The sequence below is a fragment of the Amycolatopsis iheyensis genome, assembly GCF_024703995.1.
GTDB classification, from domain to species: domain Bacteria; phylum Actinomycetota; class Actinomycetes; order Mycobacteriales; family Pseudonocardiaceae; genus Amycolatopsis; species Amycolatopsis iheyensis.
The window spans coordinates 1-20,225 of record NZ_JAMXQV010000014.1 but is presented as its reverse complement, the minus strand read 5'-3'; the positions used below and the strand labels follow the sequence as shown (position 1 = coordinate 20,225).

Genomic DNA, 20,225 nt, shown 5'->3' with positions numbered 1-20,225 from the left:
CGCCTGTTTTTATCTTTTTCTCTCTTAGAAGAGATCTAAAGGCAGTAGCAGTAGTAAGCGTTGTGGATTGTGTGGATTGAGGCCGTTCGCGCAGGTCGGAGCGCTCGGGGGCGTGTGGAGAACCGTGGTGGTGGAGCTGTGGGCAACTCGGGGCGTCCGTGGATGGTTTCGGGCGTCCCCCGATCCGTCCACAGTTCGGCCCGGTTGTCCCCATGGTTGTCCCCAGGTTCGGGACTGTTCCTGGGGGTGGACGGCGGGGTCCGAATCGCTCTACCGAGTGACGGGGCCCTCCTGTGCACATCATGTGGGCAACCTGTGGAATCGGCGTGGACAAGGGTGTGGATGGACTGTGGATCACCTGTGGGCGGGGTGTGGACGGAATCCACGTCGTCGCTGATGAGGGATCCGTTGGCACTGTGGGCAATCCGCCCACACCATGGGGAAACTTCCTTGTGTACAAACAATTTTCACGACTTTGGCGAAGCAGGCGTACGCACGCGAAGCAGCAAAGCCGCGTACGTGCGCTTAGGACACTCCAAAGACGACTTCGGGGCGTCCACTGTGTGCGGACGCCCCGAAGTCGTTGGGAGGTAAGGGATGTGCTACTGGCGGGCGCGCTGCTTGATGCGCGACGTCAGCTCCTGCACCTGGTCGTAGATGCGCCGGCGCTCGGCCATCTCCTTGCGGATCTTCTTGTCCGCGTGCATGACGGTCGTGTGGTCGCGGCCGCCGAACGTCTGCCCGATCTTCGGCAGCGACATGTCGGTCAGCTCGCGGCAGAGGTACATCGCGATCTGGCGGGCCGTGGCGAGCGCCTTCGTCTTGCCGGGGCCGCACAGGTCGTCGAGCGTCACGTCGAAGAACTCGGAGATGACGCCCATGATGGTCGGCGCCGTGATCTCCGGCGCGTGCGAATCGGGGATGAGGTCCCGCAGCACGATTTCGGCCAGGCCGGCGTCGACCGGCTGCTGGTTCAGCGACGCGAACGCGGTGACGCGGATGAGCGCGCCCTCGAGCTCCCGGATGTTCGCCTCGACGCGCGAGGCGATGAACTCCAGGACGTCGCCCGGCACCGCCAGCCTGTCCTGCGCCGCCTTCTTGCGGAGGATCGCGATGCGCGTCTCCAGCTCGGGCGGCTGGATGTCGGTGATCAGGCCCCACTCGAACCGCGTCCGCAGCCGGTCCTCCAGCGTCTCGAGGCGCTTGGGCGGGCGGTCGGAGCTGACGACGATCTGCTTGTTCGCGTTGTGGAGGGTGTTGAAGGTGTGGAAGAACTCTTCCTGCGTACCTTCTTTGCCTTCCAGGAACTGGATGTCGTCGACGAGCAGGATGTCGATGTCGCGGTAGCGCCGCTGGAACGCGACCTTGCGGTCGTCGCGCAGCGAGTTGATGAAGTCGTTCGTGAACTCTTCGGTCGAGACGTACCGGACGCGCATGCCCGGGAACAGCCGTTGCGCGTAGTGGCCGACCGCGTGCAGCAGGTGCGTCTTGCCGAGCCCGGACTCACCCCAGATGAAAAGGGGGTTGTACGCGCGGGCGGGCGCTTCGGCGACGGCGACCGCGGCCGCGTGCGCGAAGCGGTTGGACGCGCCGATGACGAACGTGTCGAAGGTGTACTTCTCGTTCAGCTTCGTCTTCGACGTCTGCGGCTGCGCCGGCGCGGTGTAGGGCTGGCCGGCGATCGGCTGGCCGGAGAACGTCGGCCAGATCTCGTGGACGGCGGCGAGCGCTTCGCCCTCTTCGTCGACTTCTTCGTCCGTGTCGTCACCGTCGTCGGGCTTCGGCGCGACGGACTGGTGCGGGGGCAGCGGCGGCGTCGGCTCGGGACGCGGCGGCGGCAGCATCGGACCGGGACCCGGCCGAGGCACGGGCGCCGGCTCGGGCCCGGCGCCGTTTTCCACCCGGCCGGGTGACGGCACGTAGTGGGGAGCGGGAACCGGGGCGACCGCCTCGGTGCTGTCGACCTTCACCGCGAGCGAGATGGCGCGGCCGAGCCGGCGGGAAAGCGCGTCGGTGATCGCGCCGCGCAGGCCGCGTTCGATCGCTTCCTTCGCGAAGTCACTGGGGGCCGCCAGCAGGGCGGTGCCGTCGAGCAGGCCGATCGGGCGGGTCACGCGCATCCAGGCGCGCTGCTGGGGGGACAGGGTCCCGTCGGACAGTTCGCGTACCACCTGTTCCCAGATGACGCCCAGATTGTGCTGGTGCTCCGACACCTGTCTGGCTCCCCTCCCCTCATCGGCGTGGACGGCCGATCACCCCTGGTCACGCGGTCCGGCGCTCCCGCGCGGACCCGCGTGCGCACCGGCACAGCGAATATCCACATAGTTGTCCACAGCTGTGCACTAATGTACGGCGACCCGCGGCGACGCCACCTGCGGGCTCGTCGTACGCCGGTGGGCACTCCACCACCCGGATACTCGTGCACCTCGACCGGTGACCCGAGAGAGGCACGCTAACAAGCCCCGCCCGCTGCCACAAGGCATCCTGGGTCGCAAGCATTTCACGGTGTACGGCGTGTTGCCATTCGGTGCCGCGGCGTCGATGATCTCGGCTCGCGGGCCCGGTCGCGTACCGTGGCCGAGGGGGTGCTTACCGAGCGCCGGACAGGGGTGCGTACCCTCGTAAGGTCTCCCGTATGCGACGGGTGCTATTCGCGTGCCCACGTTGTCGTCGCTCGTCGTGACGAGGCCACACGTTGGTAGGAGACACCAGAGACTGCCGTGCGCCCGCACGACACGCCAGACGACGGGGCGAAAACCCCGGCGTCCGACGCGACACACAGGAGAAGCAGTGAGCAAGGGTAAGCGCACCTTCCAGCCGAACAACCGCCGCCGCGCCAAGACGCACGGCTTCCGCCTGCGCATGCGCACGCGTGCCGGCCGGGCCATCCTGGCGGGCCGCCGTCGCAAGGGCCGCGCCGCGCTGTCCGCCTGATCCGGTACGTCGGGGCGCGCCGTGCTGCCGGCTGCCGCACGCTTGCGGCGGAGCGAGGATTTCCGCGTGGTTCTCCGTCGCGGATCCCGGGCAGGCAAGCGCCGCCTCGTCGTCCACGCGTTGACCACGGACCCGTCCGGGGCCGCCGATTCCACGTCGGCGGCCAGGGCGGGTTTTGTGGTGAGCAAGGCCGTCGGCAACTCGGTGGTCCGCCACCGCGTCACCCGGCGGCTGCGTCACCTCGTTTCGGCCCGGCTCGGAACCCTTCCGCCAGGCAGCGCGTTGGTCGTTAGGGCATTGCCGCCGTCCGCCACCGCGTCCAGCGCCGAGCTCGGAGCCGATCTCGACGCCGCGCTGCGTCGGCTTGGTCTTTCCGCGTCGCGTCGTCCGGCCGGGGATGCCCCCCGCCCGGCGCGTCCCGCCGACGCGGCCCCCGACCACGGATCAGCGGTGTGACCGGCATGCGAGCCACCCCCGAGCACGACCACACGCACGACGTGGAGAGCGAGCCCCCGCGGCCCGGTCCCGTCGCCTGGGTCCTGCTGCTCCCCATCAAGCTCTACCGCAAGGCGATTTCGCCCTTCCTGCCGCCGGCCTGCCGGTTCTACCCGAGCTGCAGCGCGTACGCAGTCGAAGCCCTGACCCGGCACGGCGCCGGCCGCGGCTCCTACCTCGCGCTGCGCCGGCTGCTGCGCTGCGGCCCCTGGACACCCCCTGGCCGCGACCCCGTGCCCGAGCAGTTCTCGTGGCGCCACCGACGACCTGAAACACCGATCGAGGAGTAGCAGCAGTGCTCGATTTCATCTACTACCCCGTGTCCTTCATCCTCTGGTGTTGGCACAAGGTCTTCGGGTTCGTCTTCGGGGAAGCGACGGCGATCTCCTGGATCCTCGGCATCATCTTCCTGACCTTCACGGTCCGCGGCATCATGTTCAAGCCGTTCGTGAACCAGGTCCGGTCGATGAAGAAGATGCAGGACTTCGCGCCGGAGATGAAGAAGGTCCAGAAGAAGTACGCGAACGACCGGCAGCGCCAGGCGCAGGAGATGCAGAAGCTCCAGCGCGAACACGGCGTGAACCCGCTCGGCAGCTGCCTTCCGATGGTCCTGCAGATCCCGGTGTTCATCGGCCTGAACTGGGTGCTCCGCGCGTTCAGCATCCAGCCGAAGGACGGCAGCCCCAAGACCGAGAACTACTTCTTCAGCCAGCACGACGTCCAGTCGTACACCAACGCGAAGCTGTTCGGCGTCAACCTCGGCGAGGCCGTGCACAACGGCGTCACCGCGATCGGTGGCTCGGGCGGCGCCGGCTGGCACTGGAACGTCCTCCCGGTCGCCCTGCCGCTGATGATCGTCGCGTCGATCGCCACGCACCTCACCGCGCGTCACTCGGTGGCCCGCCAGAACGCCGCGTCGGCCACCCCGCAGACCGCGATCATGAACAAGCTGACGATGTACATCTTCCCGCTCGGTGTGCTCGTCTTCGGTGCGCTGTTCCCGCTCGGCCTCCTCTTCTACTGGCTGGCGAACAACGGCTGGACCCTGATGCAGCAGCGCCTCGTCTACACGAAGATCGACAAGGAAGAGGCCGCTCGCAAGGCGGAGGCCGCGGAGAAGCGCTCGTCGCTCGGCCCGAAGCCGGGACAGAAGCCGACCGCGCCGAAGGTCGGCCAGAAGCCGGTCCAGCAGAAGAAGAAGAACCAGCCCGCGCAGGGCGGCTCGCAGAAGAAGATCACGAAGGCCGGTTCGGCCCACGGCTTCGCCCAGACTTCGTCGTCTTCGCCGACCGAGCCCGCGGAAGCGGCTGACCCCACCCCGGCCGACACGAACGGCCAGAACGGCTCGAAGGACAACGGCACGGGCGTGCCGGGCCTTCTCAAAGACTCGACCAGGAAGTCGGGCCGGAAGCGCCGCTGAGCGCGACCGGTTCGGAGAGGAGACGAATGATGTCGGAGACGGTCGGCACGATCGACGCCGATAAGGACGACGTGACCCCGGAGGAGCCCGCCGCGGACGAGGCGGCCGAGCAGAAGTCGGGAGGCGACGACGTCCTCGTGCAAGAGGGCGACATCGCCGGCGACTACCTCGAGCGCCTGCTCGATCTGCTCGACTACGACGGTGACATCGACCTGGACGTCGAAGCGGGCCGCGCGATCGTGAGCATCGACGGCGGCGAGGACCTCGAGAAGCTCGTCGGCCCGCGGGGCACGGTGCTCGAGGCGCTGCAGGAGCTGACCCGCCTGGCGGTCCAGCAGGAGACGGGCTCCCGCAGCCGGCTGATGCTGGACATCGCGGGCTGGCGCGCGGACCGCCGCGAGGAGCTGCGCGAGCTCGGCCGCTCCACGGCGGAGTCGGTCCTGCAGAGCGGCGAGCGGGTGCGGCTGCAGCCGATGAGCCCGTTCGAGCGCAAGGTCGTCCACGACGCGGTGGCGACGGTCGCCGGAGTCACCAGCGAGAGCGAGGGCGAAGACCCGAAGCGCCGTGTGGTGATCTTCCCGGAGTCCTGAGCTTCGGTTGTCGGCAGCGGCCCCACTTGACTCCGGTCGGGTGGGGCCGCTTCTTTGTGTGGGTGGGTGCGTACCCGGCCCCACGTCGCTGCGACGAACGCGCACGCGATGGTGGCGACTTCGGCGGTGGCGCCGCTCGCTCCCCCATCGGCGGCCGAGCGAATTACAGCGGTGATGTTTCACGTGGAACTCGCCCGCCGAGGCCGACCGATGCGGGTCGTGTTTCACGTGGAACCGGCCGCCGCGGGCCGCCGGGCGAGTGGAGTTCTCCACATCTGCGGACTGTCGGCTCGTTTTCGCCTCGACATCGGGGACAATCGAAGGAGCGCGTTTCACGTGAAACGCGCGGACGAGGAGTAGACGGAGTGAGCTTGGAACAGGCCGCCGGGGCGGTACGGGCCGCGGCGGAGCGAGTGTTCGGTGAGCACGTGGACCAAGCGGCCGGGTACGTCGAACTCCTGGAGCGCCACGGCGTCGAGCGTGGCCTGATCGGGCCGCGTGAGGTCGACCGGCTGTGGGAGCGGCACGTCCTCAACTCCGCCGTCATCGGCGAGCAGCTGACCCAAGGGGCGCGAGTCGTCGATGTCGGGTCCGGTGCCGGGCTTCCGGGAGTACCGCTCGCGATCGCGCGACCGGACCTCGATATCGTCTTGCTCGAACCGATGGCCCGCCGGGTGGACTGGCTGGCCGAGGTGGCCGAGAAGCTGGAACTCCCGATCACCATCGTCCGTGGACGCGCGGAGGAGCGGCCTGTGCGTGAGCAGCTCGGTGGCGCCGACATCGTCACCGCTCGCGCGGTCGCTCCCCTCGCCCGGCTCGCGGGCTGGTGCCTGCCCCTGGTCCGTCCCGACGGCTTCCTGGTCGCCCTCAAGGGCGCCAGCGCGGCGGACGAGATCGACCGGGACGGCGCCGCCATCCGCAAGGCCGGCGGGGCCGACCCGCTGATCGTCGAATGCGGTGCCGCAGTACTAGAGGTCCCCAGCACGGTCGTGAAGATCCGTCGCCTCCCGACAACGAGCAAGCCGAAGGCGCGGAGCAGGAAGCGTTAACGGGTCGCCGTGTTCCACGTGAAACGACGCGACTCGCCCACCGACCAGACGTCTAGATGGAGGAGGTGTCGAGACCGGTGAATCCCCCGCCGTCCGACTCCACGGAGACCACCCCCGACGTGGGCTGGACCCCGATCGCCGAAGAAGCCGCCCGCGCCGCGCGTCTGCTGCACCCGGAGGAAGGGATGCTCCCGCGTCCCGGCCGCCGCCGGGTGATGACCGTGGCCAACCAGAAGGGCGGCGTCGGCAAGACCACCAGCACGGTCAACCTCGCCGCCGCGCTCGCCGTCCACGGGCTCAAGACGCTCGTCGTCGACCTCGACCCGCAGGGCAACGCGAGCACCGCGCTCGACGTCGACCACCGGTCCGGGACGCCGTCCATCTACGAGGTGCTCATCGGCGAGGTGACCCTCGCGGACGCCGCCCAGCCGACCGAGCAGTCGCCGAACCTCTTCTGCGTCCCCGCGACGATCGACCTCGCCGGCGCCGAGATCGAGCTCGTCTCGATGGCGTCCCGCGAGTCCCGGCTCAAGGAAGCGATCTCCTCGGAGATCCTCAACGAGATCGGCGTCGACTACGTCTTCATCGACTGCCCGCCGTCGCTCGGCCTCCTCACCGTCAACGCGATGGTCGCCGCGCAGGAGGTGCTCATCCCGATCCAGTGCGAGTACTACGCGCTCGAGGGACTCGGGCAGCTGCTGAGCAACATCGAGCTCGTGCAGCAGCACCTCAACCGCGAGCTCCGCGTCTCGACGATCCTCCTCACCATGTACGACGGCCGCACCAAGCTGGCCGACCAGGTGACGAACGAGGTGCGGAACCACTTCGGCGACACCGTCCTGAAGACCGTCATCCCCCGCAGCGTGAAGGTGTCCGAGGCACCCGGGTACGGCCAGACCGTGCTCGCCTACGACCCCGGCTCGCGCGGCGCGATGAGCTACGTCGACGCGGCCAAGGAGATCGCCGAGCGCGGCGCACAGATGGAGAAGGGTAGTTCCACATGACCGAGCGCAGAGGAGGGCTGGGGCGCGGCCTCGCCGCCCTCATCCCGACGGGGCCGGCGACCGGCGGTGCGCTGCCGGCGCCCGCCGACGGCGCCGCGGCGGACAAGAAGGCGGCCGAGGACAAGGGCTGGTTCGCGGCCAACGGGCAGGCCCAGCAGCACGGTGGCGAGGTCGCCGGCGCCGTCTACCGCGAGATCCCCGTCAGCTCGATCAAGCCCAACCCGAAGCAGCCGCGCCAGGTCTTCGACGAGGACGCGCTCGCCGAACTCGAGCACTCGATCCGCGCGTTCGGGCTCATGCAGCCCATCGTCGTGCGCGAGCTCGGGAACGACGAGTACGAGCTCGTCATGGGCGAACGCCGGCTGCGCGCGTCGCAGCAGGCGGAGCTCGAGGCGATCCCGGCGATCGTCCGGCAGACCGCCGACGAGTCGATGCTGCGGGACGCGCTCCTGGAGAACATCCACCGCGTCCAGCTGAACCCGCTCGAAGAGGCGGCGGCGTACCAGCAGCTGCTCGACGAGTTCGCGGTCACGCACGAGGAGCTGGCGAGCCGGATCGGTCGCAGCCGGCCGGTCATCACCAACACGATCCGGCTCCTCAAGCTCCCTCTGCCGGTGCAGCGCCGGGTCGCCGCGGGCGTCCTGTCCGCCGGGCACGCGCGCGCGTTGCTGTCGCTGGAGGACGCCGACAGCCAGGAGGAGCTCGCCGCGCGCATCGTCGCGGAGGGCATGTCGGTCCGGGCGACCGAGGAAGCCGTCACGCTCAAGAAGAGCGAGAAGCCGGCCAAGCCGAAGCCCGCGCCGCGCAAGCCGATCCAGGCACCCGGGCTCCAGGAGCTCGCCAACCGGCTCTCGGACCGCTTCGACACGCGCGTGAAGGTCGACCTCGGCCGGCGCAAGGGCCGGATCACCCTCGAGTTCGGCTCGGTCGACGACCTCGAGCGGATCGTCGCGATCATCGATGCGAACGGGACGAATCAGACACCGAAAACCGATTAGGGATCACCCCGGGGTGTTTCGTCACGGTGATGATTGCTCAGCGGTGCCACCGTCGCGACGCTGAGCGATGAGGGGGAAGCGTGTGGGATCCGTCGGGTTCGATCGCCCGGGCGCTCTGGATCGGGCGGTGGGCACCGGCGGCTCGCGCGGGGTGAACCCGTCGAGAGCGGTCCGGAGGAGAACTGGGTCCGCCGGACGCCGGCGGATGGCGGCCGACGCGCGAGAGATCTTCGCGTTGCGGTTCGAGTGGACGCTGCCGGCTTGCGCGCGCTCGACTCGCCACGCCGGATGATCGTCGTGGTGCCGACCGAAGAGTTCCGGAGGCACCAAGCCGCGACGCTGCCCCGCGCCGGCTCGATCAGCGCCGAAGTGAGCGATCCGGTGCGTGACCGCTTGCTCGCGCTGGACGCCGCCGCCAAAGTACGCGCGCGGGGTATCCGCGTGCTCGAGATCGACGGCTCCCGAAACACAGAAGAAGTAGCCGGCCTGGTGGCCGACCACTTCGGTCCGTACCTCTGAGTCAGCGCGAGATCGCGCGGCCGATCAGCTCGCCGAACACCGCGCCGAGCGACTTGCCCGCCGCCTCGATCGCCATCGGGACCGTCGACGTCTCGGTGAGGCCCGGCGACGGGTTCACCTCGAGGAAGTACACCGTGCCGTCCGCCGCGACGACCGCGTCCGTGCGGGAGATGTCCCGCAGCCCGAGCACGGTGTGCACGGCGACGGCGAGCTCGGCCACCGCCTTGGCCGCGGCGTCGTCGAGCCGGGCCGGGGTGAAGAAGTCCGTCAGGCCGGCCGTGTAGCGGGCCGTGTAGTCGTACACGCCGCTCTCCGGGACGATTTCGACCGCGGGCAGGGCCTCAGGCCCGTCGTCGCCCTCGATGACCGTCACGGCCACCTCGACGCCGTCGACGAAGCGCTCGGCGAGCACCGTGTCGCCGTACGCGAAGCAGCCGACCATCGCCGCGGGCAGCTCGGCCGCCTCGCGGACCACCTGGGTGCCCAGCGCCGAGCCGCCCTGGTCCGGCTTGAGGATCAGCGGCAGGCCGAGGTGCTCCACCATCGCGTCGAGCACCGCCTGGGCGCCCAGCTCACGGAACGTGCTGTGCGGCAGCACCGCCCAGCCCGGCGTCACGAACCCCGCGTTCTCCAGCAGCGCCTTGGCGGTCGGCTTGTCCCACGCGCGGCGGCAGCCCTGGGAGCCGGTCCCGACGAACGGCACGTCCAGCATCTCCAGCACGGTCTGCACCGAGCCGTTCTCGCCCTCGCCGCCGTGCAGGGCGACGACCACCGCGTCCGGCCGCTGGGTGCGCAGACGCTCCAGCAGGCCCGCGTCGGTGTCCCACTCCTCGATGCCGAGGCCTTCGGACTTGAGCGCCGCGGAAAGCCGTCGCCCGGACCTCAGCGAGACGTCGCGTTCGTGCGAAAGCCCGCCGGCGAGCACGGCAACGGTACGGTCGACCACCGTGGAAACTCCTTAGCAGTAAAGAACTTCAGACGGTGTCGGGCGACGGCGTCTGAGGTCCCTGGATCTGGCGCGTGCCCACGCTACCGAAGGTGCGTGCGAGGTCCATTTCGGACTCCAGCACGGCGGCCAGCCGCCGCACGCCCTCGCGGATGCGCTCCGGCGTCGGGTAGCAGTACGACAGCCGCATCTGACGGCTGCCGAACCCGTCGGCGTAGAACCCGGTGCCGGACGCGTAGGCGACCCGGGCGGTCACCGCGCGCGGCAGCATCGCCTTCGTGTCGACGCCCTCCGGCACCGTCACCCAGACGTAGAACCCGCCGTCCGGCTTGGTCCACGAGCACCCCGCGGGCAGGTACTGCTCCAGCGCGGACAGCATCGCGTCGCGCCGGTCGCGGTAGTTCTCGCGGAACTTCTTGATCTGGCCCTTCCAGTCGTGCGTGGCCAGGTAGCGCGACACGATCATCTGGTTGAACGTCGGCGGGCACAGCGTCGCCGACTCCGCGGCCAGGACGAGCTTCTCGCGCACGGCGTGCGGCGCCAGCACCCAGCCGACGCGCAGTCCCGAGGCGAACGTCTTGGAGAACGAACCGAGGTACACGACGTTGTCGGGGTCGGTCGAGCGCAGCGCCGGGTAGGTCTGGCCGTCGAAGCCGAGCAACCCGTACGGGTTGTCTTCGACGACCAGGACGTTGTGCTCGCGGCAGATCTCGAGGATCTCCGCGCGGCGCTCGACGGCCAGCGTCACGCCGGCGGGGTTGTGGAAGTTCGGGATCGTGTACAGGAACTTGACCCGGCGACCGGCCTTCTTCGCCTGATCGAGTGCTTCCCGGAGCAACGAAGGCACCAGGCCCTGGTCGTCCATCGCCACGTGCACGACCTGCGCCTGGTACGCGGCGAACGAGCCCAGCGCGCCGACGTACGACGGCCCTTCGGCGATCACGACGTCACCCGGGTCGCAGAACAGCCGCGTGACCATGTCCAGGCCCATCTGGGAGCCGACGGTCACCACGACGTCGTCCGGGTGCGCTTTGATGCCTTCCAGCGCCATGATTTCGCAGATCTGCTCGCGCAGCACCGGGACGCCGTGCGCCGAGCCGTACTGCAGGGCGACGAGCCCCTCGTCCGCGATGATCTCCGCCACCTGCGCGGACAGCGTGTCGAGCGGGAGCGCGGCCAGGTTCGGCATGCCACCGGCGAGCGAGACCACCTCGGGCCGGCTGGCCACCGCGAACAGCGCCCGGATCTCCGAGGCGGTCATCCCGGCGGTGCGCGCGGCGTACCGCTCGAGGTGCGGGTCGAGGTTCTGGCGGCCGCTCTGCGGCTTGCTGGGGCGGTTCTCGGTCATCGACGATTCACCCGGGGCTCGATGGATACAGATCCAGACGAGTGTAACCGGGCACCCATCCGGGACCCCTGGCCTTTCGGCGCTCGTCACATCCGCCTATCCTCGACCATGGCACCCGTGTTCGCGCCGGGTCGCCGTCGGGAGCGCAGGTCAGGGAGGTCGCGAGTGTCACGTCGCGTCGTGGGCGTCACACTGGACAACCTCGAGCACCTGCCGAAGAGCTGCCGTCAGTGCGTGTACTGGGAACTCGCCCCGCACCTGAAGAACCAGGCGGAGGAGTTCGGCGCCACCGAGGTCGAGAAGGAAGCCTGGGTTTCGAGCGTGCTGCTCGAGTGGGGTTCCTGCGGCCGCATCGTCTACAGCGACACGCTGCCGGTCGGGTTCGTGCTGTACGCGCCGCCGAACGCCGTCCCGCGGTCGCTGGCCTTCCCGACGTCCCCGCCGAGCGCGGACGCCGTACTGCTGACCGCCTTCCAGGTCCTCCCCGAGTTCCGCGGTGGCGGCCTCGGCCGGATGCTGGTCCAGGCGGTCGCCAAGGACCTCACCAAGCGCGGTGTGCGCGCGATCGAGGCCTTCGGTGACGCGCGCCCCGACGAGACGGACCCCGACGGCGGGCACAGCTGCGTGCTGCCGGCGGCGTTCCTGCAGAGCGTCGGCTTCAAGACCGTCCGTCCCCACCAGAAGTGGCCGCGCCTGCGCCTGGAGCTGCGCTCGGCGATCACCTGGAAGGAAGACGTCGAGGCGGCGCTGGAGCGGCTCCTCGGCCAGGTGACGATCACCACCGCCGAACCCAGCCTCGGCCGCGCCTGAGCGCGTTCTCCCACGACCCCGCAAACGTTTGCGGGGTGCCCGAAACAGCGGATTCCGTGGTGTGTGCACAACTGTGGAAGAAGTGCCGAGTTATCCACAGAGCGCTGATAGACGCGGTGGAAAACCTGTGGATGACTGCCCGAAAACCTGGGGACGCGGGTGTCGCGTCCCCAGGGGTGGTGGAGCAGGTGAAGGTGGACCGCTAGCGGTTGTGGTCGGCCTTATTCGGCCTTCGCCAGCTCGTGCGCCAGGACGTCGGCGAACGTGAACGTTCCCGTCGGCTGGTCGCCCTCGCCCAACAGATACAGGCGCTTGACGGCGATCAGGATGCCCTCCGCGACGATGTCGCGGAACGCCGGGTCGCCGAGCTTGCGGGCGTCGTCCGGGTTCGTCAGGTACCCGATCTCGATCCGGACCGCCGGGCAGCGGGTGCGGGTGAAGATGTCCCACGACTTGTAGTGCGTGCGGTTGTCCTGCAGGCCCGTGCGGGCCGCGACCTCGCGCTGGATGAAGCCGGCCAGCAGCTCACCCACGGTCGACGTCGTGCCGTTGCCGTTGCCGAAGTGGAAGCTCGCGACACCCTGCGCGCGCGGCGACGGGTTCTTGTCGCTGTGCAGGGACAGGAACAGGTCCGCGCCCGCGTCGTTGGCGAACTTGGCCCGCTCCAGCTCGGTCGGGCTGTGGTTCGGGCCGCGGGAGATCAGCGCCTCCATGCCCGTGGCCTTCATCCGGCCTTCGAGGCGGCGCGCGAGGTCCCAGGCGATGTCGGCCTCGCGCAGCCCGCCGGCGACCACGCCGAGGTCGTCGCCGCCGTGGCCCGGGTCGATCACGATGCGCTTGCCGCGCAGCCGCGGGCCGGCCTGGCGCACCTGCTCCTGCTCGCGCAGGAACACGGGGCGGCCGCCCCGGGCGCGCGGCGAGGACAGGCGGTGCAGCTCGCGGATGGTCGCCGGGCCGCACATGCCGTCCGGCGTCAGGCGCATGTCGCGCTGGAACGTCTTGAGCGCGCGCTCGGTCGCCGGGCCGAAGTAGCCGTCGGGGCGGCCGGCGTCGAAGCCCAGCTCGGTGAGGCGCTCCTGCAGCGTGAAGACGTCGTCGCCGTGGACCGGCGAGGCGATCATGTACGACAGCGGGCGGCTGCCCAGGTGGTAGCTGGCGCCCTTGAGCGCCTGGAAGGTCGCCGGACCCACGATGCCGTCGGTCATCAGCCCACGACGCTGCTGGAAGGCACGGACGGCGTGCTCGACGGCGACGTCGAACGTGTCGTAGTCGTCGGTACCGGTGACCGGCGGGAGCAGGTCCATCCCGGCCAGGATGGACCTGATCTCGGCGACGTCCGGACCGGCGTCACCGCGGCGGAGTACCCGCATGCACTCCTCGCTCTTCCTAGGGCACCGACGGGGGCTCGGTGCGAAACAAGAAAACCTTCGCTGGGACGGGCCCAGGTCCTCTATTGTGCCCTGCCAACTCTCGGTGACAGCGTAGGCCCGGTAGGTCCGTCAAGAGCCCGATCGTGGAGCACCCTCGGTGGCCCCGGTCACGCTCCATTCACCCACACCGGGTGGATTACCCCGAACGCGCAGAACCCGGGGCCTCCGGGAGAGTTCCCGCAGGCCCCGGGTTCGCGGAGCTGTTTCGGTTCAGAGAACGTCGGCGAGGTCCGACAGCAGCGCGGCCTTCGGCTTCGCCCCGACGATCTGCTTCACCGGCTTGCCGCCCTGGAACAGGATCAGCGTCGGGATGGACATCACCTGGTAGTCACGCGGCGTGTTCGGGTTCTCGTCGATGTCGATCTTGGCGATCGTCAGCTTGTCGCCCTTCTCGGCCGCGATCTCCTCGAGCACCGGAGCGACCATCTTGCACGGGCCGCACCAGGTCGCCCAGAAGTCGACGAGAACCGGCTTTTCGCTGGTCAGGACCTCGTCGACGAACGTCGCGTCGGTCACCTTCACGGTGTTGGTCATGGTTGCTCCTTCAGGGTGAGTGAACGCCGGAAAGTCAGTTGGTGCCCGCGCCGTAGCCGCCGCCGACGAGCTCGGCCGCCTCGTGCGCGTCCGATTCGCCGTGCTCCGCGAGCCATCGTTCCGCGTCGATGGCCGCGCTGCACCCGGAGCCGGAGGCGGTGATCGCCTGCCGGTAGGTGCGGTCCACCAGGTCGCCGGCCGCGAAGACGCCGTCGACGTTGGTGTAGGAGGTGCGGCCCTGGGTGATCACGTAACCGTCCTCGTCCAGGTCCACCTGCCCGCGCACGAGCTCGCTGCGGGGGTCGTGGCCGATCGCGACGAAGAAGCCCGACACGTCCAGCTTCGACTCGGAACCGTCCTTGGTGTCCTTCAGCTGCAGGCCTTCGACCTTGCCGTCGCCGAGCACCCCGGTGATCTGCGAGTTCAGCTTCCACTTGATCTTCTCGTTCGCGCGGGCGCGCTCGAGCATGATCTTGGACGCGCGGAACTCGTCGCGCCGGTGGACGACGGTGACGGACTTCGCGAACTTCGTCAGGAAGGTCGCCTCCTCCATCGCCGAGTCGCCACCGCCGGCGACCACGATGTCGTGGTCGCGGAAGAAGAAGCCGTCACAGGTCGCACAGGCCGACACACCGCGGCCGAGCAGCTCCTGCTCGCCCGGCACGTTCAGGTACCGCGCCGCGGCACCCATCGCGAGGATGACCGCGCGGGCGGCGTAGCGCCGGCCGTTCGCGTGGACGTACTTGACGTCCCCGCCCAGCTCCAGCGACTCGACGTCCTCCGCGCGCAGCTCGGCGCCGAAGCGCTCGGCCTGCTTGCGCATCTCCTCCATCAGGTCCGGACCCATGATGCCGTCGCGGAACCCCGGGAAGTTCTCCACCTCGGTCGTCGTCATCAGCGCGCCGCCGAACTGCGTGCCCTCGAACACCAGCGGTTCCAGCTGGGCCCGCGCCGCGTAGACGGCAGCGGTGTATCCGGCAGGACCCGACCCGACGATGATCAGGTTCCTGATTTCCTCGGCAGCCACCCGTGACCTCCGCTCGTAGTGACCCGTGTACCAGGCTCAACACGATCGTAGGTGGCGGTGTTCCCGAGGTGACAGGCGCTACTTCTCCCCGACGACCTTATCGAAGAGCACCGCCGGATTACCCGGTCCGCAGTCCGCGCCGAAGGCCACCAAGCGGAACTGCGCGAGCTTGCCGGTGGTCAGGATGATCATCGTCCCGGCCTTGCCGCCGACGTTCACCGGGCGGATGCCCTCGGGCCGCACCTTCGGGTCGAGCCCGGCGGCCGCGACGCACGCGTCCAGCTTGTCCTCGGTCTGCAGCGGGCCGAAGTCGCGGACGCCGAGCCCCTTGCCGATCAGGGCCTGCGCGCCGGCGCCGTCACTGCCCACCGACGGGCCCGTGGGCGCCGGGGCGGCGACGTTCGGCGTGCCGCTCTGCTGCGTGGTGCCCGGGATCGCGACCGTCACGGCGACGACCGCCGCCGCGGCCGCGGTCAGGACACCGGCGGCCCAGCCGAGCCGCTTGTTCCGGCGCCGCCGCGCCGCCGCGAGGTCCACCACCTGGGCGTCCCCGGACCCGGCCTGCTCCGGTGCCGCCCGCGGGGCTGGAAAGCGGGCGGCTGCTTCAGCGGCCAGCGCCGCGTCCAGGCGAGCCGCGAACTCCGCGGGCATCGGCGGCGCGGGCGCCTCGGCGAGGGAGGCCAGGTCGGTTTGCGTCGCGTCGAGCGCGTCCAGGATCGCCCGGGCCTCCGGGTCGGCGTTGACCAGCGGCCACAGCTCGGCCGCCCGCGCGTCCTCCAGCACACCGGCGTGGAGGTCGGCGAGCACGTCGACAGACCAGGGCGGACCGACGGTCCCCCCGATCCCCCGGCTTTCGTCCGTCATCGTCCCTCCCCGCTACCCGGCTGGCGCCCGGCCCGTTTGCTTTCGTGAGTTGGGACGTTCGCAATCGCATCGGGGTTCCGCAGGTGTCCGAGAACCTTCGCGAGTTTTCCGCGGCCGCGCGCGCACCGGCTCTTCACGGTGCCTTCGGCGATGCCGAGCATCTTGGCCGTCTCGGCGACGGAGTAGCCCTCGACGTCGACGAGGAGGATCGGGGCGCGCTGGTCCTCCGGCAGCTGGTCGAGGGCTTCGCGGACGAGCAGGCTCGTCTCGCGCTCGGCCATCGAGTCGCGCGGGGTGGCCGGCTCGTTGAAGCCCGTCTCCGGCAGCGGCACGGTCGGGCGCGCCTGCCGGCGGCGGATCCGGTCGAGGCAGGCGTTCACCACGATCCGGTGCAGCCACGTCGTGACCTGCGACTCCGCCCGGAACTTGTCGGCCGCGCGGAACGCCGAGATGAAGGCGTCCTGCAACGCGTCGGCGGCCTCCTCCGGATCCCGGACCGTGCGCAAGGCAACTGCCCACATGCGGTCGCGATGTCGCTGGACGAGTTCGCTGAACGCATGGGGGTCCCCCGCGGCGTGAGCCGCTATCAGATCCGCATCCGTGGGAGCTGCAGCTGTCACCCGGCAGAGCCTACTGACCCCGTCGGGTGCGTCACCCCGCAGGCAGGAAGGTCAGGTCGGCGATTTCCGTCTGGAACTCCCCGTCCGTGCCACCCAGCTGGGTGATCCAGACGATGAAGTACTCGCCCTGCGTCGGCTGGGCCAGCGGGATCGTCGTGTCGCCGTCCTTCAGGTCGCCGTTGCCGACCACCTTCGTGTCGGCCAGATCCGGGTTCTTCTCGGTCGCCGAGCGGATCTCGACCTTGGTGCCCGCCGTGCCGCCGGACACCTGCACCTGGCTCAGGTTGATCGGGTCCTTGAAGGTGACGACCAGCCCGACGCCCGGCTTGATGGCCGGGAACTGCTGCTTGTACTGCTCGGTGCGCCACTGCGTCTCGGGCTTGCCGTCGATCGCGTATTTCGCCCGCGCGGTGTTGTCGCCCTTGCCCTCGGGGTTGTAGACGGCCGCGGCCTGCGGCTTCACCGCGGCGCCCACGGCCGGCGACGGCGGCGGGGCCGGCGCGCTCGACGCGGGCGGCTGCCCGGCCGGCTGGCTCGACGCCGGCGGCGCCGCGACGTTGATCGTCGGCCCGCTCGCCTTCGAGTCACCCTGGAAGACGTTGATCAGCATCAGCCCGCCCCAGGCGAGGATGACGACCGTGGCGACCACCAGCACGGTGACGCCGAGCGCGAGCTTGCGCCGCCGCGCGACGTCCTTGACCGGCTTCTTCGTGGTCCAGACGGTGCCTTCGCCCTCGGCCGGGTCGCCGCCGACGGCCTTGATCAGCTGGGTGCGCTCCTCTTCCTCGGCCACCTGGTCGAGCATCCGGAGGATGGCCGCGCTGGTGCGGATACCGCCGTTGCCGCCGTCTTCGATCGTGCGCACGGCCAGCGACGACAGGTCGGCCGGCACCGTCGGCACCAGCTGGCGGGGCGGGACGATCCGGCCCTGCGGCGACATCGGCGCCGCCGCGATCGCGGGCGGCCCGCCGGGCAGCGCCCAGCGGCCGGTCAGCAGCAGGTACAGCACCGCGCCGAGCGCCTTGACGTCGTCGCGCAGCGTCGCCTCCGGCAGCGGGCCGGGGAACGCGAGCTTCAGCGCGCCACTCGGCGTCAGCCGCAGGCGCTGGGGGTGGTCGAGGCCGAGGACGAGGCCGTTCTGGTGGGCCTGCTCGACCGCTTCGGCCAGCGCCTGCACCATCCGCGCGGCCGCGGCGGGCGCCACCGGCCGCTGCGCGACGAGGTCGACCAGGTCGCTGCCCTTGGTCCACTCCGCGACGACGACCCCGAGCAGTCCCTCGCTCGAGGTGATGCCGCTGCCGAGCGCGAGCACGTCGAGCACGCGGGCGACGCCGCCGTGCCCGAACTTCGACGCGTGCGTGGCGCGTTCGAGGGTGCGCCGCGCGAGCCGGGCGGCTTCCGGGTCGGCCGGGTCGCCGACCAGCAGGGTCAGCGCGACGTCGCGCTTCAGCTGCCCGTCACGCGCACGCCAAAGGTGCGCGTCGCCCCGCTCGTCCACGCCGAACTGCGCGAGGAGGCGGTAGCGGCCGTCGCCGACCACGCGCCCGGGGGCCAGCGATCCGACCTGGGCCTTGCCCACGTGGTTCGCACCCCCCGCCTGTTCGCTCCGCCTCGTGTCCACCCGCACTCTCTCCCGTTAGCTCCCCCGCCAAGGTTACCCAGAATACGACGCGGGAGTCGTCGGCTTCCGTACCGGAATCGTTACCCCCGCTTGATCAACCGGGTGAACCTCGACGTGGCCGGTTTCAGCTCCTCCACCTTCAGCGCCATCAGCACTCCGAACGAGACCCCGATCCCGACGATGCCCTGCAGGAAGAGCTTGATCCACGCCTGCAGCGTCGGCCCGAACGAGTCCGGCACGATCTGCCCCACCACCCAGGCGGCACCCACGCCGAGCCCGCTGGCGACCACCGTGAACAGGATCACGCCGATCACCCGCTTGCTCCGCAGGTTGCCCAAAGTCACCCACAACCACACCTGGCCGAGGATCGCGCCGACGACGAACGTCAGCGCGTTGACCATCATCACGCCGAGCACGACGTTGTCCGGCGACAGCAGCACCGGGCACAGGTACAGCAGCGGCACCTTGACCAGCGTCATCACGATCATGATCAACGTCGGCGTCCGCGCGTCCTTCATCGCGTAGAACACCCGCATCTGGAGCATCACCAGCGCGTACGGCAGCAGCGCGAACGCCGAGATGGCGAGCGCGTCGCCGAGCCGCTCGGCGGTGTCGATCGTGCCCTTGCCGAAGGTGAACAGCGCGATGCCGATCGAGCCGCCGACCACGGTCATCACCGCGGAGATCGGCACCAGCATCACCGTCGACATCCGCGACGCGTAGGAGAGGTCGCCGATCAGCTTCTTGTGGTCGCCGTCGGCGGCCGCGCGGCTCATCCGCGGCATGATCGCGGTCAGCAGCGAGACGCCGATGACGCCGTACGGCAGCTGGAAGAGCAGCCAGGCGTTGCTGTACGCGGTCACACCACCGGGTGAACCGCTGGTCAGCACGCGCGTGTTGATCGTGTAGCCGATCTGGCTGACGGCGACGTAGCCGAGGATCCACAGCGCGAGGCCGCCGAACTCCTTCATCTGCTTGTCGATGCCCCAGCGCCACTTGAACCGGAAGCCCGACCGCAGCAGCGGCGGCACCAGCAGGATCGCCTGGGCGACGATGCCGCCGGTGACGCCGATGCCGAGCGTCAGCACCTTCGGGTCGGTGATCGACGGGTGGTCGGTGTTGATGTCCCCCGGCATGACCCAGACGACCAGGATGGTGAAGATGACCACCAGGTTGTTGATCACCGGCGCCCAGGCCGTCGGGCCGAAGATCTGCTTGGCGTTCAGCACCGCCGAGAGCAGCGCGAACACGCCGTAGAAGAAGATCTCCGGCAGCAGCAGGTAGGCGAACGCGGTGGTCAGGCCGGAGCTGGCCTTGCCGGAGCCGTCGACGTAGAGGCTGGTGAACGCCGGCGCCGCGAGCACCGCGACGGCCGTGCCGAACAACAGCAGCGTGAACGCCACGGTGATGAGCCGCTGGGTGTAGGCCGCGCCGCCGTCCGGGTCGTCCTGCGAGCGGACCAGCAGCGGCACCACCACGCTGGCGAGCACGCCACCCATCAGCAGCTCGAAGATGATGTTCGGCATCGTGTTGGCGACGTTGAACGAGTCGTTCGCGATGCCCTGGCCGATCGCGCCGACCAGCAGCAGCTTCCACAGGAAGCCGGTGATGCGGCTGATCAGCGACGCGATGGCCATCCGGCCGGACGCCTTCGCCAGCGACGGCGCCTTGGCCGGCGCCTCCTTGCCCGGCTCGACCGGCTTGACCAGCGGCGTCTTGACCGCCGGCATGACCTGGGTGGCCAGCGCGTCGTACGGGCGCATGACGTCCGGGTCGGCGACCGGCCAGCGCGAGTTCATCGGGACGCCGGCGGTGCGCGGGATGAACCGCGTGGCCTCCGGGTCGGGTGGCCGCTGGGCCTCCTCCTGCCACGGCCGGACCGGCGCGGGACGCCGGGAGCCGCGGCCGCGCGGGGGCACCGGGGTGCCGGGCGGCGGGGTGCCGGGGGCCTGGTTGCCCTGCGGGGGCGTGCCGGGCGGAGGCAGCGGAGGCGGGGCCGGCTGCGGCAGCCGCCCC

20 protein-coding genes are annotated in these 20,225 nt (G+C 70.0%); 10 read left to right on the top strand and 10 right to left on the bottom strand.

What is annotated here, in order from left to right; translation table 11 throughout:
• Nucleotides 1-602: 602 nt before the first annotated feature.
• The gene (gene dnaA / locus M8542_RS25355; protein ID WP_257922738.1) at nt 603-2,213 is read right to left on the bottom strand and encodes a chromosomal replication initiator protein DnaA; all 1,611 of its coding nucleotides are present in this window, start codon (nt 2,211-2,213) and stop codon (nt 603-605) included.
• Between the two features lie 577 nt (nt 2,214-2,790).
• Between dnaA and rpmH the strand changes: the two genes are divergently transcribed.
• From rpmH to M8542_RS25310, 9 genes are all read left to right on the top strand, one after another.
• On the top strand, nt 2,791-2,934 hold the full coding sequence (gene rpmH, locus M8542_RS25350; protein ID WP_003082934.1) for a 50S ribosomal protein L34: 144 nt from the start codon (nt 2,791-2,793) through the stop codon (nt 2,932-2,934).
• Nucleotides 2,935-2,955: 21 nt separating this feature from the next.
• Complete coding sequence (rnpA, locus tag M8542_RS25345; protein WP_257922737.1) at nt 2,956-3,390, top strand: ribonuclease P protein component; 435 nt, start codon at nt 2,956-2,958, stop codon at nt 3,388-3,390.
• A gap of 5 nt (nt 3,391-3,395) precedes the next feature.
• Nucleotides 3,396-3,719 carry a membrane protein insertion efficiency factor YidD gene (yidD, locus tag M8542_RS25340; RefSeq protein ID WP_257922736.1) on the top strand — a complete coding sequence of 108 codons (324 nt, stop codon included), beginning with the start codon at nt 3,396-3,398 and terminating at the stop codon, nt 3,717-3,719.
• 5 nt (nt 3,720-3,724) lie between these two features.
• A complete protein-coding gene (gene yidC, locus M8542_RS25335) occupies nt 3,725-4,849 on the top strand; it encodes a membrane protein insertase YidC (RefSeq protein WP_257922735.1) in 1,125 nt (374 codons plus the stop codon).
• Nucleotides 4,850-4,878: 29 nt separating this feature from the next.
• Nucleotides 4,879-5,439 carry a Jag family protein gene (locus tag M8542_RS25330; RefSeq protein WP_257922734.1) on the top strand — a complete coding sequence of 187 codons (561 nt, stop codon included), beginning with the start codon at nt 4,879-4,881 and terminating at the stop codon, nt 5,437-5,439.
• A gap of 365 nt (nt 5,440-5,804) precedes the next feature.
• Nucleotides 5,805-6,488 carry a 16S rRNA (guanine(527)-N(7))-methyltransferase RsmG gene (rsmG, locus tag M8542_RS25325; protein ID WP_257922733.1) on the top strand — a complete coding sequence of 228 codons (684 nt, stop codon included), beginning with the start codon at nt 5,805-5,807 and terminating at the stop codon, nt 6,486-6,488.
• Between the two features lie 77 nt (nt 6,489-6,565).
• On the top strand, nt 6,566-7,492 hold the full coding sequence (locus tag M8542_RS25320; protein WP_372508598.1) for a ParA family protein: 927 nt from the start codon (nt 6,566-6,568) through the stop codon (nt 7,490-7,492).
• Nucleotides 7,489-8,490 (top strand): ParB/RepB/Spo0J family partition protein, encoded by a 1,002-nt coding sequence (locus M8542_RS25315; RefSeq protein ID WP_257922731.1) that lies wholly within the window; start codon nt 7,489-7,491, stop codon nt 8,488-8,490. The genes M8542_RS25320 and M8542_RS25315 overlap by 4 nt, the downstream gene beginning before the upstream one ends.
• A 261-nt stretch (nt 8,491-8,751) precedes the next feature.
• The gene (locus tag M8542_RS25310) at nt 8,752-9,009 is read left to right on the top strand and encodes a hypothetical protein (RefSeq protein WP_257922730.1); all 258 of its coding nucleotides are present in this window, start codon (nt 8,752-8,754) and stop codon (nt 9,007-9,009) included.
• A gap of 1 nt (nt 9,010) precedes the next feature.
• On the opposite strand, the gene M8542_RS25305 is transcribed toward M8542_RS25310, so the two are convergent.
• Both M8542_RS25305 and M8542_RS25300 read right to left on the bottom strand, forming a co-directional pair.
• On the bottom strand, nt 9,011-9,955 hold the full coding sequence (locus tag M8542_RS25305) for a D-alanine--D-alanine ligase family protein (protein WP_257922729.1): 945 nt from the start codon (nt 9,953-9,955) through the stop codon (nt 9,011-9,013).
• Between the two features lie 28 nt (nt 9,956-9,983).
• Nucleotides 9,984-11,303, bottom strand: coding sequence for an aminotransferase-like domain-containing protein (locus tag M8542_RS25300; RefSeq protein WP_257922728.1), 1,320 nt, complete (start codon nt 11,301-11,303; stop codon nt 9,984-9,986).
• A 165-nt stretch (nt 11,304-11,468) separates the two neighbouring features.
• On the opposite strand from M8542_RS25300, the gene M8542_RS25295 reads away from it, so the two are divergent.
• Nucleotides 11,469-12,113, top strand: coding sequence for a GNAT family N-acetyltransferase (locus M8542_RS25295; protein WP_257922727.1), 645 nt, complete (start codon nt 11,469-11,471; stop codon nt 12,111-12,113).
• Between the two features lie 221 nt (nt 12,114-12,334).
• On the opposite strand, the gene M8542_RS25290 is transcribed toward M8542_RS25295, so the two are convergent.
• The 7 genes from M8542_RS25290 to murJ all read right to left on the bottom strand — a co-directional run bounded on the left by M8542_RS25290 (nt 12,335) and on the right by murJ (nt 20,008).
• A complete protein-coding gene (locus M8542_RS25290) occupies nt 12,335-13,483 on the bottom strand; it encodes an N-acetylmuramoyl-L-alanine amidase (protein ID WP_257922726.1) in 1,149 nt (382 codons plus the stop codon).
• A 270-nt stretch (nt 13,484-13,753) separates the two neighbouring features.
• Nucleotides 13,754-14,077, bottom strand: a complete 324-nt coding sequence (gene trxA / locus M8542_RS25285) for a thioredoxin (RefSeq protein WP_257922725.1) — start codon at nt 14,075-14,077, stop codon at nt 13,754-13,756.
• A 34-nt stretch (nt 14,078-14,111) separates the two neighbouring features.
• Nucleotides 14,112-15,104: a thioredoxin-disulfide reductase gene (gene trxB, locus M8542_RS25280; protein ID WP_257922724.1), complete on the bottom strand. Its 993-nt coding sequence runs from the start codon at nt 15,102-15,104 to the stop codon at nt 14,112-14,114.
• A 78-nt stretch (nt 15,105-15,182) separates the two neighbouring features.
• Nucleotides 15,183-15,968 (bottom strand): RsmA family anti-sigma factor, encoded by a 786-nt coding sequence (locus M8542_RS25275; protein WP_257922723.1) that lies wholly within the window; start codon nt 15,966-15,968, stop codon nt 15,183-15,185.
• Nucleotides 15,965-16,588 (bottom strand): RNA polymerase sigma factor SigM, encoded by a 624-nt coding sequence (sigM, locus tag M8542_RS25270; protein WP_257922722.1) that lies wholly within the window; start codon nt 16,586-16,588, stop codon nt 15,965-15,967. The genes M8542_RS25275 and sigM overlap by 4 nt, the downstream gene beginning before the upstream one ends.
• Nucleotides 16,589-16,619: 31 nt before the next feature.
• Entirely contained in the window at nt 16,620-18,209 is a 1,590-nt protein-coding gene (locus M8542_RS25265) for a protein kinase family protein (protein ID WP_372508596.1), read from the bottom strand.
• Between the two features lie 80 nt (nt 18,210-18,289).
• A complete protein-coding gene (gene murJ, locus M8542_RS25260) occupies nt 18,290-20,008 on the bottom strand; it encodes a murein biosynthesis integral membrane protein MurJ (RefSeq protein ID WP_372508603.1) in 1,719 nt (572 codons plus the stop codon).
• Nucleotides 20,009-20,225: the final 217 nt, after the last annotated feature.

Bases quoted from the DNA above. Each gene is read 5' to 3' on its own strand.
- M8542_RS25315 (WP_257922731.1), top strand. From the start codon at position 7,489: ATGACCGAGCGCAGAGGAGGGCTGGGGCGCGGCCTCGCCGCCCTCATC.
- murJ (WP_372508603.1), bottom strand. From the start codon at position 20,008: ATGAACTCGCGCTGGCCGGTCGCCGACCCGGACGTCATGCGCCCGTAC.
- M8542_RS25275 (WP_257922723.1), bottom strand. From the start codon at position 15,968: ATGACGGACGAAAGCCGGGGGATCGGGGGGACCGTCGGTCCGCCCTGG.
- trxA (WP_257922725.1), bottom strand. From the start codon at position 14,077: ATGACCAACACCGTGAAGGTGACCGACGCGACGTTCGTCGACGAGGTC.
- M8542_RS25330 (WP_257922734.1), top strand. From the start codon at position 4,879: ATGTCGGAGACGGTCGGCACGATCGACGCCGATAAGGACGACGTGACC.
- M8542_RS25290 (WP_257922726.1), bottom strand. From the start codon at position 13,483: ATGCGGGTACTCCGCCGCGGTGACGCCGGTCCGGACGTCGCCGAGATC.
- yidD (WP_257922736.1), top strand. From the start codon at position 3,396: ATGCGAGCCACCCCCGAGCACGACCACACGCACGACGTGGAGAGCGAG.
- M8542_RS25300 (WP_257922728.1), bottom strand. From the start codon at position 11,303: ATGACCGAGAACCGCCCCAGCAAGCCGCAGAGCGGCCGCCAGAACCTC.